This window comes from Streptomyces sp. SCPE 10, from assembly GCF_051980735.1.
Taxonomy (GTDB): Bacteria; Actinomycetota; Actinomycetes; order Streptomycetales; family Streptomycetaceae; genus Streptomyces; species Streptomyces misionensis.
In genome coordinates, this window is record NZ_CP197069.1 from 2,045,737 (window position 1) to 2,068,064 (window position 22,328).

Here is a 22,328-nt window from a genome sequence, read left to right on the forward strand (position 1 = left end):
GGCGGGCGCCGCGCTGCGCCTGCCGAGCCCTGCTCTCATGTCACGGTCGTGCTGCTGTGGTCTTCGGCGATCAGAGCTGGTTGCCGACGAAGACCGTGAGGTCCACGAGACGGTTGGAGTAGCCCCACTCGTTGTCGTACCAGCCGATGACCTTCACGTTCTTGCCCTCCTGGACCATGGTCAGGGAGGAGTCGAAGGTGCAGGACGCCGGGGCGTTGACGATGTCCGAGGAGACGATCGGGTCCTCGGTGTAGTCGAGGAGACCCTTCAGCTCGCCCTCGGAGGCCTTCTGGAAGGCGGCGTTGACCTCTTCCTTGGTGACCTCGCGGCTGAGTTCGACGACGAGGTCGGTGACGGAGCCGGTCGGGACCGGGACGCGCATGGCGAGGCCGTCCAGCTTGCCCTTGAGCTGCGGCAGGACCAGGGCGGTGGCCTTGGCGGCACCGGTGGTGGTCGGGATGATGTTCTCGGCGGCGGCGCGGGCGCGGCGCAGGTCCTTGTGCGGGAAGTCCAGGATGCGCTGGTCGTTGGTGTACGCGTGCACCGTGGTCATCAGACCCTTGACGATGCCGAAGTTCTCGTCCAGAACCTTCGCCATCGGGGCCACACAGTTGGTGGTGCACGACGCGTTGGAGATGACGTGGTGGTTCGCCGGGTCGTACTTGTCCTGGTTGACGCCCATCACGATGGTGATGTCCTCGTCCTTGGCCGGAGCCGAGATGAGGACCTTCTTGGCGCCGCCGGCCAGGTGCTTGGCGGCGTCCTCGCGCTTGGTGAAGATGCCGGTCGACTCGATGACGATGTCGACGCCCAGCTCGCCCCAGGGGATGTCCGCCGGGTTGCGCTCGGAGAGCACCTTGATGGTGTGGCCGTCGACGGTGATCGTGTCGGCGGTGTGGGAGACCTCCTGCTTGAGGCGGCCCAGGATCGTGTCGTACTTGAGCAGGTGGGCCGTGGTGGCCGTGTCACCCAGGTCGTTGACAGCCACAACCTCGATGTCCGCACCCTGCTCCAGCAGCGCGCGGAAGTAGTTACGGCCGATGCGGCCGAAGCCGTTGATGCCTACGCGGATCGTCACGAACCGATCTCCTCGTTGGTACGCCGGCCATGCGAGCCGGCGAGCTCTGTTTGGGATGTCCCCGACCACCACCGACCCTACCTCTCCGAGGGGCCCTCGGTGACATCGAGACGGCGCATACGTGGGCAGGTCTTCCGTACACGTCAGTAGGGGTACGGACCCCCCTGGACCGGCAGTCGATTCACCCGGATTTGCTATCCGATGTCCCCCCTTACTGACGTCGTTGTCACTCGTTCGTGAGCGGGTCGGCTCACCTGTTGAGTACCCCGGTTCCGCACCCTTGATGGGGGCCCCGCTCACCTGTGGTATGGAGCCGGGGAGTTCGGCGGGCGAGGGCATACGAAAAGCCGGTGCCGGATCCCTCGGACGGGGATGCGGCACCGGCGTGTCGGCGCGCTGCGCGGAGCGGTCAGCCGGCCAGGTTGTCCGCCAGCTCCTCGGACAGGTTGGCCTCGGTGCCCGGGATGCCCAGATCGGAGGCCCGCTTGTCGGCCATGGCCAGCAGCCGGCGGATGCGGCCCGCGACCGCGTCCTTGGTCAGCGGCGGGTCGGCGAGCGCGCCCAGCTCCTCCAGCGAGGCCTGCTTGTGCTCCATGCGCAGCCGACCGGCCGCGGCGAGGTGCTCGGGCACCTCGTCCCCGAGGATCTCCAGCGCGCGCTGCACCCGGGCCCCGGCGGCCACCGCCGCGCGCGCCGAGCGCCGCAGGTTGGCGTCGTCGAAGTTGGCGAGCCGGTTGGCCGTGGCCCGCACCTCGCGGCGCATCCGGCGCTCCTCCCAGGCCAGCACCGACTCGTGCGCGCCGAGCCGGGTCAGCAGCGCGCCGATCGCGTCACCGTCGCGGACGACCACCCGGTCCACCCCACGCACCTCGCGGGCCTTGGCGGCGATCGACAGCCGGCGGGCGGCGCCGACCAGCGCCAGCGCGGCCTCCGGGCCCGGGCAGGTCACCTCAAGGGAGGAGGAGCGGCCGGGCTCGGTCAGCGAGCCGTGCGCGAGGAACGCCCCGCGCCAGGCCGCCTCCGCGTCGCAGGTGGCCCCCGAGACCACCTGCGGGGGCAGCCCGCGGATCGGCCGGCCCCGGCCGTCGACCAGGCCCGTCTGCCGGGCGAGCTGGTCGCCGCCCGCGACGACTCTGACGACGTAGCGCGAGCCGCGCCGCAGCCCGCCGGGCGCCATCACGATCAGTTCGGAACTGTGCCCGAAGATCTCCAGGATGTCCCGCTTGAGGCGGCGCGCCGCCATCGCGGTGTCCAGCTCCGCCTCGATCACGATGCGCCCGCTCACCAGATGCAGGCCGCCGGCGAACCGCAGAATGGCGGAGACCTCCGCCTTCCTGCAGCAGGTCCGGGTGACGGGGAGCCGGGAGATCTCGTCCTTCACCGCTGCCGTCATCGCCATGGGCCGATCCTTCCATGCATCCGAAAAATACGGTCGTACGCGGCGGCCAACAGCTCCGGGTCGTGCCGGGGTGTTCCGTCGGTCCGGGCCACCGTGGCCAGCTCGACCGCGGCGCCCAGCCGCTTGGCGGCCTCGGTGAGCGAATCGCGGTCGGGCACGGCGGCCTCGTCGGCCAGCACCACGTCCAGGGCGAGTTTAGGGGCGTGTCGCCCCAAAACCTCCAAATGACGCTGCGGGGAGAAGCCGTCGGTTTCTCCGGGCTGCGGGGCGAGGTTCAGGGACAGCACCTTGCGCGCCTTGGTCTCGGTCAGGGCGTCCAGCAGTTCGGGCACGAGCAGGTGCGGGATCACCGAGGAGAACCAGGAGCCGGGGCCGAGCACCACCCAGTCCGCGTCCAGGACCGCCGCCAGGGCCTCGGGGACGGCCGGCGGGTCGTTCGGCACCAGGTGCACGGACTGCACCTCGCCGGGGGTCAGCGCGACCGTGGCCTGCCCGCGCACCGTGTCCACGTCCTCCGGGCGCTCCGGGTCGTGCCCCTTGACCAGGGCCTGGAGCTCCAGCGGCACGGCGGACATGGGCAGCACCCGCCCGTGCGCGCCGAGCAGCTTGCCCACCAGGTCCAGGGCCTGGACGTGGTCCCCGAGCTGCTCCCACAGGGCGACGATCAGCAGGTTGCCCACCGCGTGGTCGTGCAGGTCGCCCTGGGAGGCGAAGCGGTGCTGGATGACCCGGGCCCATGTCTGGCCCCAGTCGTCGTCGCCGCAGAGCGCGGCCAGCGCCTTGCGCAGGTCGCCGGGCGGCAGCACGCCCAGTTCGTCGCGCAGCCGGCCGCTGGAGCCGCCGTCGTCGGCCACGGTGACCACGGCGGTGAGGTCGCCGGTGATCCGGCGCAGGGCGGCGAGCGAGGCCGACAGGCCCCTGCCGCCGCCGAGCGCGACCACCTTGGGTTGGGCGCCCCGGCGACGGGGCCGGCCCCCGCGGGCCTCGGCGGGGCGGCCGGCCCCGGTCCCGGCGGTGCGGCCGGAGCGCGCGTCCGGCACCATCCGGCGCAGCCGGCCCAGCCGCGGTGTACGTTCCGTCATTCCCGTCCCATGTCCCGGTGCACGACCACCGTCTCGACCCCCTCGGCCGCGAGGCGCGCGGCGAGCTTCTCCGACATCGCGACCGAGCGGTGCTTGCCCCCGGTGCAGCCGATGGCGATGGTCACGTACCGCTTGCCCTCGCGCCGGTACCCGGCCGCGATCAGCCGAAGCAGCTCGGCGTAGCGGTCCAGGAACTCCTTGGCGCCGGGCTGGTTGAAGACGTAGGCGGCGACCTCCTCGTTGAGGCCGGTGAACGGGCGCAGCTCCGGGACCCAGTGCGGGTTGGGCAGGAACCGCATGTCCGCGACGAGATCGGCGTCGACCGGCAGGCCGTACTTGAACCCGAAGGACATCACGGTGGCCCGCAGTTCGGGCTCCTCCTCGCCGGCGAACTGGGCGTCCATCTTGGCGCGCAGCTCGTGCACGTTGAGGCTGGAGGTGTCGATCACCAGGTCGGCGTCGCCGCGCAGTTCGCGCAGCAGTTCCCGCTCGGCGGCGATGCCGTCCACGATGCGGCCGTCGCCCTGGAGGGGGTGCGGGCGGCGCACCGACTCGAAACGGCGCACCAGGGCCTCGTCGGAGGACTCCAGGAAGACGATCCGCCGGGTGACGTGCTTGGCCTCCAGGTCCGCCAGGGACTCGCGCAGGTTGTCGAAGAAGCGGCGGCCGCGGACGTCCACGACCACCGCGATCCGCGCCACGTTGCCCTGGGAGCGGGCGCCCAGCTCCACCATGGTGGGGATGAGGGCGGGCGGGAGGTTGTCCACGACGAACCAGCCGAGGTCCTCCAGACACTTCGCGGCCGTCGAACGGCCCGCTCCGGACATGCCGGAGATGATCACCAGCTCGGGGATGGCCGCTTCGGGTGCCCCGGGGGTCTCGCTGCCCGTACTCACCTGTGCTCCGTTGTCGTCGGCCGCGTCCCGGCCCGTGTGCTGCCGGGCGTCGGGCCGGCCCGTGCTCCGCCGGGCCGCGTCGTCGGCCGGGCCGCCGCGCGCCTGATCTCGGCGCTGCGTGGGGTCTGCGTCGTGCTCGGTCATGTCTCCTGCCCCCGTCGTTCGTCCGGGGAACCCGTGGTCACGGGCGCCCCCGAGGAACCCGCCGTCGTCTCGGGTTCCTCGTCTTCCATGATCTCTCCGGTCGCCGTGTTCACGGCGGGTGCGGCCGGGGCCGCCTGGGCGAGGGCCGCGGCGATGGTCTCGGCCGTCTTGCGGCCTATCCCGGGCACTTCCTGGATCTGTTCGATTGTGGCGGACCGCAGCCGCTTCACCGAGCCGAAATGCTTGATGAGCGCCTGTTTCCTGGTTTCGCCGAGGCCGGGGACGTCGTCCAGCGGGCCGGCGCGGAAGCGCTTGGCGCGCTTGGTGCGCTGGTAGGTGATCGCGAACCGGTGGGCCTCGTCCCGGACGCGCTGGAGCAGGTACAGGCCCTCGCTGGTGCGGGGCAGCACGACGGGGTCGTCCTCACCGGGCAGCCAGACCTCCTCCAGCCGCTTGGCGAGGCCGCACACCGCGATGTCGTCGATGCCCAGTTCGTCCAGCGCCCGCTGGGCCGCCGCGACCTGCGGCTGACCGCCGTCGACCACGACGAGCTGGGGCGGGTAGGCGAACTTCCGCGGACGGCCGTCCTCGTCCTTGAGGGCGCCGTCGACCGGGCCGACGCCGGGTTCGGGGGCGGCCGGGGCGGCGGCGGCCGGGGCGGGTCCCGTACCGGTGACCGCACCGGCTTCGGGGCGGGCGTCCGCTTCGGTGACCGCACCGGTGCCGGTGAGCGGGGACACGGCGGTGGAGGTCGGGGCCAGGCTGTCGGCGGGTGCCGTGCCGACGGGCGCTGTCGTCGTGCCCGCGGGGGCGGTGGCGCCGTCGGTGTCCTCGCCGTCGGCCCACTCCCCCGTCCGCTCCTTCTCGGCGAGGTACCGCTTGAAGCGGCGGGTGATCACCTCGTGCATGGAGCGGACGTCGTCCTGGCCCGCGAAGCCCTTGATCTGGAAGCGGCGGTACTCGCTCTTGCGCTGCAGGCCGTCCTCGAACACCACCATGGAGGCGACCACGTCGTCCCCCTGGAGGTGCGAGATGTCGTAGCACTCGATGCGCAGCGGGGCGCTGTCCAGGTCGAGGGCGTCGGCGATCTCCTCCAGGGCGCGGGAGCGGGTGGTGAGGTCGGAGGCGCGCTTGGTCTTGTGCAGGGCGAGCGCCTGCTGGGCGTTGCGCTGCACGGTCTCCATGAGCGCCTTCTTGTCGCCGCGCTGGGGGATGCGCAACGACACATGGGAGCCGCGGCGGCCGGTCAGCCACTCCTGGACCGGCTCGACCGGCTCGGGCAGCGCGGGGACCAGGACCTCCTTGGGCACGGCGTCCCCGGTCTCCTCGCCGTACAGCTGCTGCAGGGCGTGCTCGACCAGGGCGCCGGTGGTGATCTCCTCGACCTTGTCGGTCACCCAGCCGCGCTGGCCGCGCACCCGGCCACCGCGCACATGGAAGATCTGCACGGCCGCCTCCAGCTCGTCCTCGGCGACGGCGATGAGGTCCGCGTCGGTCGCGTCGGCGAGCACGACCGCGCTCTTCTCCATGGCCTTCTTCAGGGCCCCTATGTCGTCGCGCAGCCGGGCGGCGCGTTCGTACTCCATCTCCTCCGCCGCCTCCATCATCTGCTTCTCCAGACGGCGGAGGTAGGTGCCGGTGCGGCCGGCCATGAAGTCGCAGAACTCGTCGGCCAGGTCCCAGTGGTCCTCGGGGCTGATGCGGCCGACGCAGGGGGCGGAGCACTTGCCGATGTAGCCGAGCAGGCAGGGCCGGCCGGTGCGGGCGGCGTTCTTGAACACGCCCGCCGAGCAGGTGCGCACCGGGAAGACCCGCAGCAGCAGGTCGACGGTGTCCCGGATGGCCCAGGCGTGTCCGTACGGCCCGAAGTACCGCACGCCCTTCTTCTTGTGACCGCGCATCACCTGGACGCGCGGGAACTCCTCGTTCATCGTCACCGCGAGGTACGGGTAGCTCTTGTCGTCGCGGTACTTGACGTTGAACCGGGGGTCGAACTCCTTGATCCAGGAGTACTCCAGCTGCAGCGCCTCGACCTCGGTGGACACCACCGTCCACTCCACGGACGCGGCGGTGGTCACCATGGTCCGGGTGCGGGGGTGCAGGTTCGCCAGGTCCTGGAAGTAGTTCGCCAGGCGCTGGCGCAGGCTTTTCGCCTTTCCGACGTAGATCACCCGGCGGTGCTCGTCACGGAACCTGTACACCCCGGGGGTGTCCGGGATGTCTCCCGGCCTGGGGCGGTAGCTGGAGGGATCGGCCATGTCTCACACCCTACTGGCGAGCACCGACACCGCGTCGGGCCTGTGGACGACGCCGGTGCCGCGGCGCGCGGACCGGTCCGTTCCGGCCCCGGGGCCCGAAGGGGCCGCCCGTGGGCGCCCACCGGCCGACGAGGGGCGGGGTCCGGCCAGACGTCGGTGCGACCGGTCCCCAGGTGTTGTCGGGTGCTGATCAACACGCTTCAATGCGGGGGAACTCGGGGCCGGCACGTGCGAAGGGGCGCGGTGTGCGCAGCCATGGGCGACCAGGACGCCACGGGGGTGGCCCCGCACACCGCGCAGACGGTCCGACCAGCCGTCGTGACACCTCACAGAAAGGCCCCTCGGCATGCTGCATGCCACACAGCACGCGGACCTTCCCGACGGGGAACTGGACTCGGCCCTGCGGGGCGGCCCCTTCCACGTGGCGCTGCGTGCCGCGATCGCCGCGCGCGGCCTGCCGCTCCAGCGCGTGCAGCACCATCTGTCGCGCCACGGGGTCAAGGTCGGGGTGACCAGCCTGAGTTACTGGCAGCAGGGCGCCCGCCGCCCGCAGCGCCCGGAGTCGCTGCGCGCGGTACGCGCCCTGGAGGAGATCCTCCAGCTGCCGGACGAGTCCCTGATCCGGCTGCTCGCCGAGTCCGACCGGCATCCGGCATCCGGCCGCCGGTCCGCCCGCTCGTACCGCTCCCTGGTCGAGGCGTCGGCCGTGCTGGACCGGCTCCGGGCCGAGCTGGGCCGCCCGGCGGACGGCGGGCTGCACACCCTCGGCCACCACGAATGCGTCCGGATCGGCGCCCGGCGCGAGCTGGCGGCCCGCGAGGCCCATCACATCGTGCGCGCCCACCGTGACGGCGTCGACGGCTTTCTCGTGGTGCACCAGGGCGACCCGGGCTGCGCGCCGCGCCACATGCGGGTGCGGGCCCTGGAGAACTGCCGCACCGGGCGGGTCCGCTTCGACCAGGAGACCGGGGTGCTGGTGGCCGAGCTGCTCTTCGGCACCCGGCTGCGCGCCGGGGACACCTTCCTCTTCCGGTACGCCGTCGAGGACGGCACGGCCGAGACGGCCCGCGAGTACCTGCGCGGTTTCGAGACACCCGGCGGTCAGTACGCGCTCCAGGTGCGCTTCGACGCGGCGGCGCTGCCGGTGCGCTGCCACCGCTTCACCCAGCACTCCCCGGCGGCCCCGCGCGGCGGGCGGCAGGAACTGCCCGTCACCGCTCCGCACCACTGCGTCCATGTGGTCGAGCCGCGCATCCGGCCGGGCATCGTGGGCATCGCCTGGGACTGGCAGCGGTGAACGGGGGCGCGGCGCCCGCCGGTTGACCCGGGACCGGTCGGTCGCCGGGACCGGTCGTTCGCAGCCGGGGTCAGGCCGCCGGGCCCGCGACGATCTTGCCGTCCTCGGTCTTCACCGACAGCTCGGTCAGGGGCACGGTGGCCGGCGACTGGACCACCTTGCCGGTCATGGCGTCGAACTGGCTGCCGTGGCAGGGGCAGATCAGGGTCGTCCCCTGGAGCTTGTTGATCGGGCAGCCGGCGTGCGTGCAGATCGTGCTGTACGCCTTGAGCGCCCCGCTGTCGTCCCTGCTGACCACCACGTTGTGGTCCCGGTAGAGCTTGGCGCCGCCCTTGGCGACCTCGCTCTCGGCGCCGAGATCCACCGGAGCGGTCGGGGTGGACGCGGAGGCGCCGTTCCCTCCCGGTGCGGAGCACGCTGCCAGGCCGAGCCCGGCGACCGGGACCACGGCGGCCCCTCGAAGGACGGTACGACGGCTCGCGGACGGTCGCGTGGGCATCTCGAACTCCACTGGTCAAGGGGTGTACGGGGCGACGATACCGGGGCAGAAGGGCCGGTCCGGGGGCGGGGTGCGGTGCGCGAGGCGGGGCCCGGGGAGGTGCGCGGCGCGGCGAACAGGAGCGCGTAAACGCTTGCGCAAGCGTTTACGCGGGGCCGGGCGATGGGGTACCTTCCCGGCCTGAAGGCCGCACTCGCCGGGGAATGCCTGGTGGGGAGGCAGGGCGGGAAAGGCCGGCGGACGGGCAGGGAGGGGGACGCGATGGCCACCATGGCGGACGTGGCGCGCAGCGCCGGGGTCTCCGTGGCGACCGTCTCCCACGTGCTCAACGGCACCCGCCCGGTGCTGCCGGGCACCCGGCAGGCCGTCCTGGACGCCGTGGACGCCCTCGGGTACACGCCCAACACCCTGGCCCGCTCCCTGGTGACCGCCCGCACCCGTTCCATCGGGCTCGCGGTGTCGGCGATCAGCAACCCGTACTTCACCGAGATCCTCCAGGGTGTCGAGGCCGCCGCCCTGGAGGCCGGGTACGGGCTGCTCCTGGCGGACCCGCACGACGATCCCGCACACGAGCAGAAGGTCGCCCGGCTCCTCCACGAGCGACGGGTGGACGGCATGATCGTCGCTCCGTCCGCGCAGCCGGGCGAGCTGGTCGGCTATCTGCGCCGGCACGCCGTACCGACCGTGTTCCTGGACCGGCTGATCGACGGAGTGGACGCGGCTCCCGGCACGGACTCCCCGCGCTTCGACCAGGTCTGCGCCGAGAGTGCCGGTCCGACGGCCCGGCTCGTCACCCATCTCGCCGGGCTGGGACACCGCCGGATCGGCCTGGTCGCGGGTCTGCCGGGGCTCAGCACGACCCGTGAGCGCGTCGCGGGCTACCGGGACGGTCTCGCCGCCGCCGGCCTGGCCCTCGACGACCGCCTCCTGGTGTCGGGCAACTCCGAGTCGGCCGGTGCCGAGCGGGCGGCGGCCGCTCTGCTCGCCCTGCCCGATCCGCCCACCGCGCTCGTCACCGCCAACAACGCGATGACGCTCGGGACCCTGCGCGCCCTCGCCCGGCACGGCCTGTCCGTGCCCGGTGACCTCGCCCTGTGCTGTTTCGACGACTTCCCCTGGGCCGACCTGTTCTCGCCCCGGCTCACCGCCATCGCCCAGCCCAGCAGGGAGCTGGGCGCCCGGGCCGTGCGGCTGCTCCTGGAACGCCTGGCCGAGCCGGACCGGCCGCCCCGCACCGTGCGCCTGCCCTGCACGTTCGTCCACCGCGGCTCCTGCGGCTGCCCGGAGGGACCCGAGCGGCCCGAAGCAGCGCCGCGCACCGCAAGGCCCGCCCTGTCCGAGCCGCTGCCCGAGTCCCCGTCCGAGAAGGGAACCTCCTCGTGATCGTCGTCGCCGGTGAGGCACTGATCGACCTGGTACCGCAGGGCCCCGGCGCCCTGGCGGCCCTGAAGCCGACGCCCGGCGGCGGCCCCTACAACACCGCGGTCGCCCTCGGCCGGCTCGGCTCGCCCACCGCCTTCTGCTCCCGGACGTCCCGCGACGCCTTCGGCGAGGCGCTGCTCGACGGGCTGCGGCGCTCGGGCGTCGACGTGTCCGGCGTGCAGCGCGGGCCGGAGCCGACGACCCTCGCGGCGGCCACGATCGACGACGGCGGCTCGGCCGCGTACTCCTTCTACGTCGACGGCACCGCCGACCGTCTCTTCACCGCTCCCCCCTCGCTCCCGGCGGGCACGCGGGCGGTGTCCTTCGGCACCCTTTCGCTCGTCCTGGAACCGGGGGCGAGCGCCTATGAGGAGCTGCTGCGACGGGCGGCCGGGCAGGGTCTTTTCACCGCGCTCGACCCGAACATCCGGGCGGGACTGATCCCGGACGCGGACGCCTACCGGGCGCGCTTCGCGAGCTGGCTGCCCTCGGTGACGCTGCTCAAGGTGTCCGAGGAGGACGCGGCATGGCTGGGCGGCACTCCGCGCGCATGGCTGGCCGAGGGGCCGTCGGCCGTGGTGGTGACCCGGGGCGGCGACGGTCTGACCGTGTTCACCGAGGGCGGGGAGTACTCCGTGCCCGGCGAGAAGGTCGACGTCGTGGACACCATCGGGGCCGGGGACACGGTGAACGCCGCCCTGCTGCACGGTCTGGCCGCGCAGGACGCGCTGTCGCCCAAGGCGCTGGCCGCCCTCGGGACGGAGGGCTGGACCCGGCTGCTGCGCTTCGCGGCGCGCGCGGCGGCGATCACCTGCTCGCGGGCGGGGGCGGAGCCGCCGTACGCGGCCGAGCTGGGTGATCTGTGAACCGTCTGGTTCCTCTCTGCTCTTGTCAAGGAGCGGCCGCCGGTCGGTGCGGCTGTCGGGAGAACGAGCGGCGCCCCGCGGGGAGTTCCCGCGGGGCGCCGTTTTTCTGATCCGATGTCAGGTCTTGTCCCGGCTGGGCGGACCGGGAGCCTGGTCCGCTGTCAGGTTCCCTGGTCCGGTGTCAGTCCTTGCGGGCGCGCGTCGTCTTCTTCGCGGGCGTCGCCTTCTTCACGGCCGTCTTCTTGGTCGCGGCGGCCTTCTTGGGCGCCGTGTTGTCGGCCTTGACCGTCACCGTCTTCTTCGCCGTCGACTTGGCCGCGGCCGTCTTCCGGGTGGCGCGCGGCGCCTTGACGGGTGCCGCGTCGCTGATGCGCTCGGCGCCGAGGATCTCGCGCAGGAACTTGCCGGTGTGGCTGGCCGGGACCGCGGCGACCTCCTCGGGCGTGCCCTCGGCGACCACCAGGCCACCGCCGGCGCCGCCCTCCGGGCCCATGTCCACCAGCCAGTCGGCCGTCTTGATCACGTCGAGGTTGTGCTCGATGACGATGACCGTGTTGCCCTTGTCGACCAGACCGCCGAGGACCGTCAGCAGCTTGCTGATGTCCTCGAAGTGCAGACCGGTGGTCGGCTCGTCCAGGACGTAGACCGTGCGTCCGGTGGAGCGCTTCTGGAGCTCGCTGGCGAGCTTGACGCGCTGGGCCTCGCCACCGGAGAGGGTGGTGGCGGACTGGCCGAGGCGGACGTAGCCGAGGCCGACGTCGTTCAGCGTCTTCAGGTGGCGGGAGATCGCCGGGACCGCCTCGAAGAAGTGCATGGCCTCCTCGATCGGCATGTTCAGCACCTCGGCGATGGACTTGCCCTTGTAGTGGACCTCCAGGGTCTCCCGGTTGTACCGGGCGCCGTGGCAGACCTCGCACGGGACGTAGACGTCCGGGAGGAAGTTCATCTCGATCTTGATGGTGCCGTCGCCGGCGCAGTTCTCGCAGCGGCCGCCCTTGACGTTGAAGGAGAAGCGGCCCGGCTGGTAGCCGCGCACCTTCGCCTCGGTGGTCTCGGCGAACAGCCTGCGGATGTGGTCGAAGACGCCGGTGTAGGTCGCCGGGTTGGACCGCGGGGTGCGGCCGATGGGCGACTGGTCGACGTGCACCACCTTGTCCACCAGGTCGTCGCCCGCGACGCGGGTGTGGCGGCCGGGGACGGTCCTGGCGCCGTTCAGCTCGCGCGCCAGGTGCGTGTAGAGGATGTCGTTGACCAGGGTGGACTTGCCGGATCCCGACACGCCCGTGACCGCCGTGAAGACGCCGAGCGGGAACGACACGTCGATGTCCCGGAGGTTGTTCTCGCGGGCGCCGTGCACGGTGAGCTGGCGGGAGGGGTCGCGGGGGCGCCGGACGTCCGGGAGCGGGATCGCCTTGCGGCCGGAGAGGTAGGCACCGGTCTCCGACTCGGTGTTGGCGAGCAGCTCCTTCAGCGAGCCGCTGTGCACCACCTTGCCGCCGTGCTCACCGGCGCCGGGGCCGATGTCCACCACCCAGTCGGCGACCTTGATGGTGTCCTCGTCGTGCTCCACCACGATGAGCGTGTTGCCCATGTCGCGCAGCCGCACCAGGGTCTCGATCAGCCGGTGGTTGTCGCGCTGGTGCAGACCGATGGAGGGCTCGTCCAGCACGTACAGCACGCCGACCAGGCCGGAGCCGATCTGGGTGGCGAGGCGGATGCGCTGGGCCTCGCCGCCGGAGAGGGTGCCGGCGGCGCGGTTGAGCGAGAGGTAGTCCAGGCCGACGTCGACCAGGAAGCGCAGCCGCTCGTTGACCTCCTTCAGCACCCGCTCGGCGATCTTCTTGTCCCGCGCGTTCAGCTTCAGTTCGCCCAGGAACTCCGCGCAGTCGCTGATCGACATCGCGGAGACCTCGGCGATCGACTTCCCCATGATGGTCACGGCGAGCACGATCGGCTTGAGGCGGGTGCCCTCGCAGGAGGGGCAGGGCACCTCGCGCATATAGCCCTCGAAGCGCTCCCGGCTGGCGTCGCTCTCGGCCTCGCTGTGCCGGCGCTTGACGAAGGGCACCGCGCCCTCGAACGGCGTGGTGTACACGCGCTCGCGGCCGTACCGGTTGCGGTAGCGCACCTCGATCTGGGTCTTGTGGCCGTACAGCAGGGCCTTCCTCGCGCGCTGCGGCAGACCCGCGAAGGGGATGTCCGTGCGGAAGCCGAGCGCGTCCGCGAGGGCGCCGATCAGACGGCCGAAGTAGTCCTTGGTGTGTCCGTGCGACCAGGGGTGGATGGCGCCTTCGTCCAGGGACTTGTCGGGGTCCGGGACGATCAGCTCCGGGTCGACCTCCATGCGGGTGCCGATGCCGGTGCACTCGGGGCAGGCGCCGAAGGGCGAGTTGAAGGAGAAGGAGCGCGGCTCCAGCTCCTCGAAGGACAGGTCGTCGTACGGGCAGTACAGGTGCTCCGAGTACATGCGCTCGCGCTCGGGGTCGTCCTCGGGGAGGTCCACGAAGTCGAGCACGACCATGCCGCCGGACAGGCCGAGGGCGGTCTCCACGGAGTCGGTGAGGCGGCGCTTGGCGGAGTCCTTCACCGTGAGGCGGTCCACGACCACCTCGATGGTGTGCTTCTCCTGCTTCTTCAGCGTCGGCGGCTCGGACAGCTGGACGGTCGTGCCGTCCACGCGCGCGCGGGAGTAGCCCTTCGTCTGGAGGTCGGCGAAGAGGTCCACGAACTCGCCCTTGCGCTCGCGCACCAGCGGCGACAGCACCTGGAAGCGGCTGCCCTCCGGCAGCTCCAGGACCTTGTCCACGATGGCCTGCGGCGACTGGCGCGAGATCGGCCGGCCGCATTCGGGGCAGTGCGGCTTGCCGATGCGCGCGAAGAGCAGCCGGAGGTAGTCGTAGACCTCGGTGATGGTGCCGACGGTCGAGCGGGGGTTGCGCGAGGTCGACTTCTGGTCGATGGAGACCGCCGGGGACAGGCCCTCGATGAAGTCGACGTCCGGCTTGTCCATCTGGCCGAGGAACTGCCGGGCGTACGAGGAGAGGGATTCCACGTAGCGCCGCTGGCCCTCGGCGAAGATCGTGTCGAAGGCCAGGGAGGACTTGCCCGACCCGGACAGGCCCGTGAAGACGATGAGCGAGTCGCGAGGCAGGTCGAGCGAGACATTCTTCAGGTTGTGCTCGCGCGCGCCACGGACGATGAGACGGTCGGCCACGCCGGTCCGCACCTTTCTTGGGAGAAGTGACAGGGGCGGGCCCCCGTCTTCTCCAGACTAGGGGGAGCCACTGACAACGCCGGTCGGATTGCCCGGTTGCATAACAATCCCCGGCCTTCCAGCATGCCCGACGCCGCCCTCGACGATATAGCACGCGCATTCGATTTGCGGACGAGCTCGACGAGCTTCACCCGAACGTGTGGCACCGCTAGGGTCGGGCCCATGATTGATCACGCTCATGACCTGGCATGTGTACGTGACGCGACCGATCGGCTGCTGCGCGCGGTCGCCCGACTGGACAACGCCTCGCTCGCCGAGCCGTCACGGCTTCCCGGCTGGACGCGCGGACACGTCCTCGCCCACCTCGCCCGCAACGCGGACGCGCTCGCGAACGTCCTGGAGGGCCGTCCCATGTACGCGAGCGCCGCGGCGCGGGACGCCGACATCGAGGACGGCGCGGCCCGTCCCCTGGACGTCCAGCTCGCCGACCTGCGCGAGAGCGCGGACCGGTTCCGGGCCGCGGGGGACGCGCCCGCGGACTGGACGCGCACGGTGGAGCTGCGCAACGGAGTCACCGACGCCGCGGCCCGGCTGCCGTTCCGGCGGTGGGTCGAGGTGGAGCTGCACCACGTGGACCTCGGGATCGGGTACGAGCTGGCGGACGCCCCCGCGGAGTTCCTGGAGCGGGAGACCGGCTTCCTCGCCGAGCGGTTCTCAGGGAACCCGGACGTCCCCCCCACCCGGATCACGGACGGTACGCACGCCTGGGACACCGGCAGGGCCGCGGACAAGCCGGAGGTGACCGTCTCGGGCCCGGCGGCGGAGCTGGTCGGCTGGCTCGCCGGACGGCGCGACGGCTCCGGTCTGACCGCGGAGGGCGGCGAGCTGCCCAAGCTGCCGCCGCTGTAGGACCGGTCCCGCACCACACGGACGACCCGCCGGGCGCCGCCCCGCTATAGGCTGATCGACATGACGTACACGGGAGAGGTCAGGGTCGGCGGACCGGCTGACGTTCACGAGCTCAAGGACCTGATGATCACCAAGATCGCGGTCGGCCCGATGGACAACAACGCCTATCTGCTGCGCTGCCGGGCCACCGACGAGCAGCTCCTGATCGACGCCGCGAACGAGGCGCACACGCTCCTGGGCATGATCGGTGACGACGGCATCGCGTCCGTCGTCACCACGCACCGGCACGGCGACCACTGGCAGGCGCTCGCCGAGGTCGTCGCCGCGACCGGCGCGCGCACCCACGCCGGCCGCGAGGACGCGCCCGGCATCCCGGTCCCCACCGATGTGCTCGTGGACGACGGGGACGTGATCCGGGTGGGCCGAGTGGAACTCACCGCGCGCCACCTGGTGGGCCACACCCCGGGTTCCATCGCCCTGGTCTACGACGACCCGCACGGCCACCCGCACGTCTTCACCGGCGACTGCCTCTTCCCCGGCGGCGTCGGCAACACGTTCAAGGACCCGGAGGCGTTCGCCAGCCTGATCCACGACGTGGAGACGAAGATCTTCGACATGCTGCCGGACGAGACCTGGGTCTACCCCGGGCACGGCAACGACACCACGCTCGGCGACGAGCGGCCCCACCTCGCGGAGTGGCGCGCGCGGGGCTGGTGACCGGTCGGCGACGACACCGGATCTTTCGCGAGGGCCCCCGGCTTCGGCCGCGGGGCCCTCGTCGCCGAGCCGGTCGGCCACGGCGGGCGAGCGCGCGCCCCGGGACCGGTGGCGGGTCGCTCAGTGGTCCCGGGCCTGGATCCGTGCGGCGGCGCGGTGCAACTCGGCGAGGACCGTCCGGACGGCCCGTCGGGCGGTGCGCTCGGGCCGGTGCAGGACGTCGATGTGGCGCCGGGCATGTACTCCGCCGAGCGGCCTGAGGACGACGTCGGGGTGCGGCCGGGCGGTCCACCGGGGCATCAGCGCGAGGCCGCCGCCCGCGGCGACGACCTCGGCGGCCACGGCGAAGTCGTTGATGCGATGGACGATCTCGGGCCTGCGGTTGGCGACGCTCGCGATGGCTTCGATGGTCGACATCAGCGGGAAGCCGTCGTGCACCGTGATCCACGGCTGGTCCGCCACGTCCCCCGGCGTCAGCGGCGCCTTGGACGCCAGCGGGTGGCCGGCCGGCAGGGCGACGTCGAGGGGCTCGCGCAGCAATGTCGTGGACGTCACGCCGCGCGGCCACGGCGGACCGTGGTCGAGGCGGTGGGCGATGACCAGGTCGTAGTGCCGGGTGAGGGCCGGGAAGCGGTCCTGGGCGACGTCCTCGTCGCCGAGCGCCAGGCGGGGCAGACCGGGGCCGGCGAGGCCGCGCAGCAGGACCGGGAAGAACGCGGACGCCGCGCTGTGGAACGCGGCCACCGACACCTCGCCGTCGGGTTGCCCGGCGAAGTCGGTGACGGTGTTCCGGGCCTCGGCCAGGGCGGTCTCGACCTTGACGGCCGCCGCGGCCAGGGCCTGTCCGGCGTCGGTCAGGACCACGCGGCGTCCGGCGCGTTCGGTGAGCGGAACGGGGATCGAACGCTGCAGCAGCCGCAGTTGCTGCGAGATCGCGGAAGGCGTCACGTGCAGTGCCTCGGCGACCGCGCTGACGCTGCCCAGGTCGCCCAGTTCGCGCAGGATGCGCAGCTGCCGTTCGTCCACGTCGACAGTGTAGAGCTGCTACACCTTCGTTTTAGAAATTGGTTCTGGCCTTCAATGTGGTGGTGGGGCAGCGTGTGGGTATGCACATCGCCCGCCGCACGGACGCGGTACTCCTCCTGGTCGCGCTGGTCTGGGGCTCCAGCTATCTCGCGGCCAAGACCGCCACCGTCGCGCTCCCGGTCCTGGCGGTCCTGTTCGCCCGCTACGCGATCTCCGCGCTCGCGTGCGGGGCCCTCCTGGTCGCGTCCCGCCGCCGAAGGCACCACTGGACCCGCGCGGAGGTCCGCGCGGGCTCGCTGCTGGGAGTGACCCAGGCGGCCGTGCTCGTGCTGGAGACCTACGGGGTGGCGCACACCAGTGCCGCGAACGCCGGGCTGATCATCAGCCTGACCATCGTGCTGACCCCCCTGCTGGACCGCACCGGAAACCGCCGGCTGCCGTGGACGTTCTTCCTCGCCGCCGGACTCTGCGCGGTGGCCGTCGGCCTGCTCGCCTCCGGTACCGGGCTGCACGCCCCGCGGCTCGGAGACGTGCTGGTGCTCGCCGCCGCGGTCGTCCGGGCCGGGCACGTCGCTCTCGTCGGACGGCTCACCGCGGGCCGTCCCATGGACCCGCTGCACCTGACGACCATCCAGACCGTCGTCGGTTCGGCGCTGTTCCTGCCGCCCGCCGCCACCCGGCTGCCCGACCTGGTCCACAGCGGTGCCACCACCTGGGCCCAGCTGATCTATCTCGCCCTGTTCTGCAGCGTGTTCGCCTTCCTCGCCCAGACCTGGGCCGTGCAGGGCACCTCGGCCAGCCGGGCCAGCCTGCTGCTGGGCACCGAGCCGATCTGGGCCGCCGCCGTCGGGATCGGCGTCGGCGGCGAACGGCTCACGCCCTGGGCCGTTCTCGGCGCCGTGCTCATGGTCTCCGGAACCTACTGGGGCCAGACCATCGAACGCACCCACCGCACCAGCACGGCGGGAACCGGGAGAGCGGACGGCACAGGCCCAGGTGAGGACGGTGACGTCCACGCGGGGAGAAGGCCGGCGGGGCGCCCGCGCGCGTGGCGCCGGGAACTCCGGGGCGGCCGGACCCGCGAGGGTGCCGCGTAGGCGGACCGGACGCCCTGGTGGGGCCCCGCTCGCGCGAGGCCCCGCGGACGGGATCAGACGGTGAGGACGAGCTTGCCCTGAAGGTGACCGGCGTCGAGCAGCCGGTGTGCGTCGGCGACGCGCTCGAACGGGAAGGTCCGCTGCACATGGACCCGGAGCCTGCCCTGTTCGACGAGACCGACGAGACCCCGCAGGGCGACCGGATCGGGGTCGACCGCGATGCCGCTGAAGCGCATGCCGGCCGCCTCGTACCTGGCGGCGAGCGCGAGGTCCTCCTCGGCGACCGCCGTCACCAGGTGACCGCCCGGGCGGAGCACGTCGAGCGACCGTTCGGCCGTGTCGCCGCCGATCGTGTCGAGCACGACGTCGACGTCGCGGACCGCCTCGGTGAAGTTGACCGCCGTGTGGTCGATCACCTCGTCGGCGCCCAACTCCTCGACGAACTCGCGCTTCCGCCCGCCGGCGGTCGCGATCACGTACGCGCCGAGCGCCTTGGCGATCTGGACCGCCACGTGGCCGACCCCGCCGCCACCGCCGTGGACCAGGACGCGGTCGCCCTCGGTCACGCCGCCGAGGTCCACGAGGCCCTGCCACGCCGTCAGCCCGACGACCGGCAGCGCCGACGCCTCGACGTGCGAGAGCGACGCCGGCTTGCGCGTCAGGTGCAAGGCCGGCGCCGACACGACCTCGGCGTACGCCCGCGCCGCCCGCGGGAACAGCGGCATCCCGAACACCTCGTCGCCTGGCCTGAACCGCCACGTCCCCGGTGCCTCCTCGACCACGCCGCTGATGTCCCAGCCGAGAACGAACGGCGGCCGGCCGAGCAGCGGGAACTCGCCGGCGCGCAGGCGCGCTTCCAGGGGGTTCAGCCCGATCGCCCTGACGCGGACGAGGACCTCGCCCGGGAGGGGGCGGGGTTCGGGCGCGTCCACGATGGTGAGGACTTCGGGACCGCCGAGTGTGTACTGGGTGACGACTCGCATGACTCTCCTGGTTTTGGCGGAGGGGAGAGGACCCACGCTAGGAATCCGATGGGAACCAGCAGGTAACCGCGGCGCGGGTACCTTGGGCGCATGAGCGGTTTCCGTCCCGGTGATTCCTTCCTCGCCGACTGCCCGGCGCGCCTGGCGGTCGATCTGATCGCCGACAAGTGGACGGTGGTCGTGCTCTACGGCCTCAGTGAGGGCCCGGTGCGCCATGGCGAGCTGATCGGGCTGATCGGTGGCATCTCCCGCAAGGTGCTCACCCAGACGCTTCGACGGCTGGAGGCGCACGGGCTCGTCCGCCGTCACGCCCGCGCCGAGGCGCCGCGCCGTGTCGAGTACGAGCTGACCCCGCTGGGTGCGACGCTGATCGATCCGATCCACACGCTGACCGAGTGGGCGAGGGCGAACGGCGACGCGGTCCTCGACGCGCTCGACGCCGCCCCCGAGCCGGTCGCCCATGGTGACTGATCGGGTGTCGCCGGCGGGGCCTCCACGTCGGCGCTTGCCTGGGCGGCCGCCCCTCGCCATGGCATGCCGAAGGAGCGCGCCGACACCGGGGCTTACCACGCGCCCGGCGTACGACCGGCACACACGCTCGGCGTGAATGCCATTGCGCGCGCCCCGTGTGAACGTTTCGCGCGCGCCCGGCGCACGCGCGCGCTCCCCCGGGGCGGCCCCGCGCGGTCAACTGGTAGCAGCCGCACAGGATGACGGCTCCTGAGCGGAAGGGCCGCCGGTCTTCCCATCCCGCCCTCGGCCGGCGGCCCGGGCCCGGGTGTCCGCGGACCCCGTGGTCCCCGGTCCCCGTTCACACGGCGGCAACACCCGCTCCCACTATGCGGACACACGTGGTCGTGACCTCGACAATCGCCGAGTTGGCTGCCACTCTCCCGCCATGCATCTCGCTCCTCGCACAGTGCGCCGCGCGGCAGCGGCCGTCACCCTCGCCCTGCTCGCCACCGCCGTCGGCTGTGCCCCGCAGCCCGAGGCCACGTCCTCGGCCGGCCCGACCGGTTCGGCCGGCGCCGGGTGCGCCACGGGCAAGGCGGCCACCAAGACGCCCGGGAAGCTGACGATCGCGACGGACCAACCCGCCTACGAGCCCTGGTTCCAGAACGACGACCCCGCGAGCGGCAAGGGCTTCGAGTCGGCGGTCGCCTACGCCGTGGCGAAGCGACTCGGGTACGGCAAGGACGCGGTGGTCTGGCAGCGGGTGCCCTTCAACAAGGCGTTCGCGCCCGGCGTGAAGACCTTCGACTTCGACATCAACCAGGTCTCCATCAGCGCCGAGCGCAAGAAGGCCGTCGACTTCTCCTCCGGTTACTACGACGTGCGCCAGGCCGTCATCGCGCTCAAGGGCGGCAAGGCCGCCAAGGCGACCGGCATCGCGGACCTGCGCGGCCTGCGCCTGGGCGCCCAGGTGGGCAGCACGAGCCTCGACTACATCACCGACGTGGTGAAGCCCGACCGGCAGCCCGCCGTCTACGCCAAGAACGACCAGGCCAAGTCGGCACTGCGTAACGGCCAGGTCGACGCCGTCGTCACCGACCTGCCGACCGCGTTCTACATCACGTCGGCCGAGGTGACGAACGCGAAGATCGTCGGCCAGTTCGAGAACCGGGGCAGCGCTCCCGAGCAGTTCGGGCTGGTGCTCGACAAGGGCAGCGCGCTGACCCCCTGTGTGAGCCGTGCCGTCGACGCGCTGCGCAAGGACGGCACGCTGGCGCGGCTCGACCAGCGGTGGCTGTCCGACGCCGTCGGCGCCCCGGTGCTCAAGTGACCGTCACCAAGGGCGAGTCGGTCCCGGAGGGAGCGGACGGTGCGGCGGCCGTGCCCGGCGACGGCTACGTGCCCTCCGAGCGGCGCCTGGAGCGCGAGCGCCACAAGCGGGCGCGGGCTCGCCGCGCGACGGCCGTGGCCGCGCTGTCGACCCTCGTCACGGCCGCCGTGCTCTACCTGGTCGTGGTCCACGCGCCGGGCTGGCCGCGCACCAAGGAGACGTTCTTCAGCGCCGGTTACGCGCGCGAGGCGCTGCCCAAGGTGCTCGAAGGGCTGTGGCTGAACATCCGGCTGCTGGTGGTCTGCGGCGTCGCCGTGCTGGTCCTCGGCATGCTGATCGCGATCGCGCGGACCCTGCGCCTCCCGGTGTTCTTCCCGCTGCGGGTGCTCGCCGCGGCGTACACCGACTTCTTCCGCGGACTGCCGCTGATCATCAACCTGATGATCGTGGTCCTGGGCGTGCCCGCGCTGCGGCTCCAGGGGGTGACGGTCGATCCGGTACTGCTCGGGGGCACGGCCCTGACGCTGACGTACTCCGCGTACGTCGCCGAGGTGTTCCGGGCCGGCATCGAGTCGGTCCACCCCTCACAGCGCGCGGCGGCACGCTCGCTGGGCCTGACCAACCGCCAGGCATTGCGGTACGTCGTGCTGCCCCAGGCGGTGCGCCGGCAGGTGCCGCCGCTGCTCAACGACCTGGTGTCGTTGCAGAAGGACACCGGCCTGGTGTCGATCGGCGGTGCGGTGGACGCCGTACGGGCGGCCGACATCATCGTGGGCCGCAGTCTGAACTACACGCCGTACATCGTGGCGGGACTGGTGTTCGTGGCGCTGACCATTCCGATGACGCGCTTCACGGACTGGGTGACCGCCCGGCTGGACCGGCGGCGGGACCAGGGAGGAGCCCTGTGAGCGACGCGCCTGTGCTGCGCATGGAGTCGGTCCGCAAGACGTTCGGCGGTTCGGTGGTGCTGCGGGACGTCGACCTGGAGGTGGCCCCGCACACCGTGACCGCGTTGATCGGCGCCTCCGGGTCCGGCAAGTCCACGCTGCTGCGGTGCGCCAACCTCCTGGAGGAGATCGACGACGGCGCGATCTGGCTGGACGGCGAGGAGATCACCGATCCCCGGGCCGACCAGGACGCGGTCCGGCGCCGGATCGGCGTGGTCTTCCAGGCGTACAACCTCTTCCCGCACATGAGCGTGCTGGACAACATCACGCTCGCCCCGCGCCGGGTGCACGGCGTCTCCCGTGCGGCGGCCGAGGAGCGGGCCAGGGAGCTGCTGGAGCGTCTGGGGCTCGCCGGCAAGGCGGACGCCTACCCGGACCGGCTCAGCGGTGGCCAGCAGCAGCGGGTGGCGATCGTCAGGGCGCTCGCCGTGCGGCCCCGCCTGTTGCTGCTGGACGAGATCACGGCCGCCCTCGACCCCGAACTGGTGGGCGAGGTGCTGGAGGTGGTCCGGGGCCTGAAGGACGAGGGCATGACCATGGTGCTGGCCACCCATGAGATGGGCTTCGCGCGCGATGTCGCGGACCAGGTCTGCTTTCTGGACGGCGGGGTGGTGCTGGAGCGCGGCACCGCCGAGCAGGTGTTCGGGGAGCCGCGCGAGGAGCGCACCCGGCGCTTTCTGCGGCGGGTCGTCGAGGCGGGCCGCCTGTAGG

19 protein-coding genes are annotated in these 22,328 nt (G+C 72.3%); 10 read left to right on the forward strand and 9 right to left on the reverse strand.

The features are described 5' to 3' along the window. Positions 1-70 precede the first annotated feature (70 nt). The 5 genes from gap to uvrC form a co-directional block, all read right to left on the reverse strand. Complete coding sequence (gap, locus tag ACSP97_RS09650) at positions 71-1,078, reverse strand: type I glyceraldehyde-3-phosphate dehydrogenase (RefSeq protein ID WP_355143595.1); 1,008 nt, start codon at positions 1,076-1,078, stop codon at positions 71-73. 409 nt (positions 1,079-1,487) lie between these two features. Beyond that, a complete protein-coding gene (whiA, locus tag ACSP97_RS09655; RefSeq protein WP_030642347.1) occupies positions 1,488-2,477 on the reverse strand; it encodes a DNA-binding protein WhiA in 990 nt (329 codons plus the stop codon). Further along, entirely contained in the window at positions 2,468-3,559 is a 1,092-nt protein-coding gene (locus ACSP97_RS09660; RefSeq protein ID WP_440557143.1) for a gluconeogenesis factor YvcK family protein, read from the reverse strand. Before ACSP97_RS09660 ends, whiA begins: the two co-directional genes overlap by 10 nt. Next, positions 3,556-4,599, reverse strand: coding sequence for an RNase adapter RapZ (gene rapZ, locus ACSP97_RS09665; protein ID WP_440557145.1), 1,044 nt, complete (start codon positions 4,597-4,599; stop codon positions 3,556-3,558). The genes ACSP97_RS09660 and rapZ overlap by 4 nt, the downstream gene beginning before the upstream one ends. Next, the gene (uvrC, locus tag ACSP97_RS09670) at positions 4,596-6,857 is read right to left on the reverse strand and encodes an excinuclease ABC subunit UvrC (RefSeq protein WP_355530955.1); all 2,262 of its coding nucleotides are present in this window, start codon (positions 6,855-6,857) and stop codon (positions 4,596-4,598) included. Before uvrC ends, rapZ begins: the two co-directional genes overlap by 4 nt. Positions 6,858-7,203: 346 nt before the next feature. Between uvrC and ACSP97_RS09675 the strand changes: the two genes are divergently transcribed. Continuing rightward, complete coding sequence (locus ACSP97_RS09675) at positions 7,204-8,154, forward strand: hypothetical protein (protein WP_355323265.1); 951 nt, start codon at positions 7,204-7,206, stop codon at positions 8,152-8,154. 70 nt (positions 8,155-8,224) lie between these two features. Here the strand turns inward: ACSP97_RS09675 and ACSP97_RS09680 are convergent, their stop codons facing one another. Beyond that, positions 8,225-8,653 carry a Rieske (2Fe-2S) protein gene (locus tag ACSP97_RS09680; RefSeq protein WP_355143605.1) on the reverse strand — a complete coding sequence of 143 codons (429 nt, stop codon included), beginning with the start codon at positions 8,651-8,653 and terminating at the stop codon, positions 8,225-8,227. A gap of 261 nt (positions 8,654-8,914) precedes the next feature. Between ACSP97_RS09680 and ACSP97_RS09685 the strand changes: the two genes are divergently transcribed. Beyond that, on the forward strand, positions 8,915-10,036 hold the full coding sequence (locus ACSP97_RS09685; RefSeq protein ID WP_391869898.1) for a LacI family DNA-binding transcriptional regulator: 1,122 nt from the start codon (positions 8,915-8,917) through the stop codon (positions 10,034-10,036). Next, positions 10,033-10,941, forward strand: a complete 909-nt coding sequence (locus ACSP97_RS09690; protein ID WP_440557147.1) for a carbohydrate kinase family protein — start codon at positions 10,033-10,035, stop codon at positions 10,939-10,941. Before ACSP97_RS09685 ends, ACSP97_RS09690 begins: the two co-directional genes overlap by 4 nt. A 181-nt stretch (positions 10,942-11,122) precedes the next feature. Here ACSP97_RS09690 and uvrA read toward each other — a convergent pair whose 3' ends face one another. Continuing rightward, positions 11,123-14,155, reverse strand: a complete 3,033-nt coding sequence (gene uvrA / locus ACSP97_RS09695) for an excinuclease ABC subunit UvrA (protein WP_355530949.1) — start codon at positions 14,153-14,155, stop codon at positions 11,123-11,125. A 222-nt stretch (positions 14,156-14,377) separates the two neighbouring features. Between uvrA and ACSP97_RS09700 the strand changes: the two genes are divergently transcribed. Further along, on the forward strand, positions 14,378-15,064 hold the full coding sequence (locus tag ACSP97_RS09700; RefSeq protein ID WP_355530947.1) for a maleylpyruvate isomerase family mycothiol-dependent enzyme: 687 nt from the start codon (positions 14,378-14,380) through the stop codon (positions 15,062-15,064). Between the two features lie 60 nt (positions 15,065-15,124). After that, entirely contained in the window at positions 15,125-15,781 is a 657-nt protein-coding gene (locus ACSP97_RS09705) for an MBL fold metallo-hydrolase (protein ID WP_355143615.1), read from the forward strand. A gap of 120 nt (positions 15,782-15,901) precedes the next feature. Here the strand turns inward: ACSP97_RS09705 and ACSP97_RS09710 are convergent, their stop codons facing one another. Then, on the reverse strand, positions 15,902-16,807 hold the full coding sequence (locus ACSP97_RS09710; protein ID WP_440557149.1) for a LysR family transcriptional regulator: 906 nt from the start codon (positions 16,805-16,807) through the stop codon (positions 15,902-15,904). An 80-nt stretch (positions 16,808-16,887) separates the two neighbouring features. Between ACSP97_RS09710 and ACSP97_RS09715 the strand changes: the two genes are divergently transcribed. Next, positions 16,888-17,904, forward strand: coding sequence for a DMT family transporter (locus tag ACSP97_RS09715; RefSeq protein ID WP_440558389.1), 1,017 nt, complete (start codon positions 16,888-16,890; stop codon positions 17,902-17,904). A gap of 53 nt (positions 17,905-17,957) precedes the next feature. Here the strand turns inward: ACSP97_RS09715 and ACSP97_RS09720 are convergent, their stop codons facing one another. Beyond that, positions 17,958-18,887 carry an NADP-dependent oxidoreductase gene (locus tag ACSP97_RS09720; RefSeq protein ID WP_440557151.1) on the reverse strand — a complete coding sequence of 310 codons (930 nt, stop codon included), beginning with the start codon at positions 18,885-18,887 and terminating at the stop codon, positions 17,958-17,960. Positions 18,888-18,977: 90 nt separating this feature from the next. Here ACSP97_RS09720 and ACSP97_RS09725 point away from each other — a divergent pair, with 90 nt between their 5' ends. From ACSP97_RS09725 to ACSP97_RS09740, 4 genes are all read left to right on the forward strand, one after another. Next, positions 18,978-19,358 carry a winged helix-turn-helix transcriptional regulator gene (locus tag ACSP97_RS09725; protein ID WP_355143621.1) on the forward strand — a complete coding sequence of 127 codons (381 nt, stop codon included), beginning with the start codon at positions 18,978-18,980 and terminating at the stop codon, positions 19,356-19,358. A gap of 427 nt (positions 19,359-19,785) precedes the next feature. Then, positions 19,786-20,670, forward strand: coding sequence for an ABC transporter substrate-binding protein (locus ACSP97_RS09730; RefSeq protein WP_382008058.1), 885 nt, complete (start codon positions 19,786-19,788; stop codon positions 20,668-20,670). Further along, a complete protein-coding gene (locus ACSP97_RS09735) occupies positions 20,667-21,578 on the forward strand; it encodes an amino acid ABC transporter permease (RefSeq protein WP_440557153.1) in 912 nt (303 codons plus the stop codon). The genes ACSP97_RS09730 and ACSP97_RS09735 overlap by 4 nt, the downstream gene beginning before the upstream one ends. 20 nt (positions 21,579-21,598) lie before the next feature. Beyond that, entirely contained in the window at positions 21,599-22,327 is a 729-nt protein-coding gene (locus ACSP97_RS09740; protein WP_355323930.1) for an amino acid ABC transporter ATP-binding protein, read from the forward strand. Position 22,328 lies beyond the last annotated feature (1 nt).

Bases quoted from the DNA above. Each gene is read 5' to 3' on its own strand.
- whiA (WP_030642347.1), bottom strand. From the start codon at position 2,477: ATGGCGATGACGGCAGCGGTGAAGGACGAGATCTCCCGGCTCCCCGTC.
- ACSP97_RS09660 (WP_440557143.1), bottom strand. From the start codon at position 3,559: ATGACGGAACGTACACCGCGGCTGGGCCGGCTGCGCCGGATGGTGCCG.
- rapZ (WP_440557145.1), bottom strand. From the start codon at position 4,599: ATGACCGAGCACGACGCAGACCCCACGCAGCGCCGAGATCAGGCGCGC.
- uvrC (WP_355530955.1), bottom strand. From the start codon at position 6,857: ATGGCCGATCCCTCCAGCTACCGCCCCAGGCCGGGAGACATCCCGGAC.
- ACSP97_RS09675 (WP_355323265.1), top strand. From the start codon at position 7,204: ATGCTGCATGCCACACAGCACGCGGACCTTCCCGACGGGGAACTGGAC.
- ACSP97_RS09680 (WP_355143605.1), bottom strand. From the start codon at position 8,653: ATGCCCACGCGACCGTCCGCGAGCCGTCGTACCGTCCTTCGAGGGGCC.
- ACSP97_RS09685 (WP_391869898.1), top strand. From the start codon at position 8,915: ATGGCCACCATGGCGGACGTGGCGCGCAGCGCCGGGGTCTCCGTGGCG.
- ACSP97_RS09700 (WP_355530947.1), top strand. From the start codon at position 14,378: ATGATTGATCACGCTCATGACCTGGCATGTGTACGTGACGCGACCGAT.
- ACSP97_RS09705 (WP_355143615.1), top strand. From the start codon at position 15,125: ATGACGTACACGGGAGAGGTCAGGGTCGGCGGACCGGCTGACGTTCAC.
- ACSP97_RS09715 (WP_440558389.1), top strand. From the start codon at position 16,888: ATGCACATCGCCCGCCGCACGGACGCGGTACTCCTCCTGGTCGCGCTG.
- ACSP97_RS09720 (WP_440557151.1), bottom strand. From the start codon at position 18,887: ATGCGAGTCGTCACCCAGTACACACTCGGCGGTCCCGAAGTCCTCACC.
- ACSP97_RS09725 (WP_355143621.1), top strand. From the start codon at position 18,978: ATGAGCGGTTTCCGTCCCGGTGATTCCTTCCTCGCCGACTGCCCGGCG.
- ACSP97_RS09730 (WP_382008058.1), top strand. From the start codon at position 19,786: ATGCATCTCGCTCCTCGCACAGTGCGCCGCGCGGCAGCGGCCGTCACC.
- ACSP97_RS09740 (WP_355323930.1), top strand. From the start codon at position 21,599: ATGGAGTCGGTCCGCAAGACGTTCGGCGGTTCGGTGGTGCTGCGGGAC.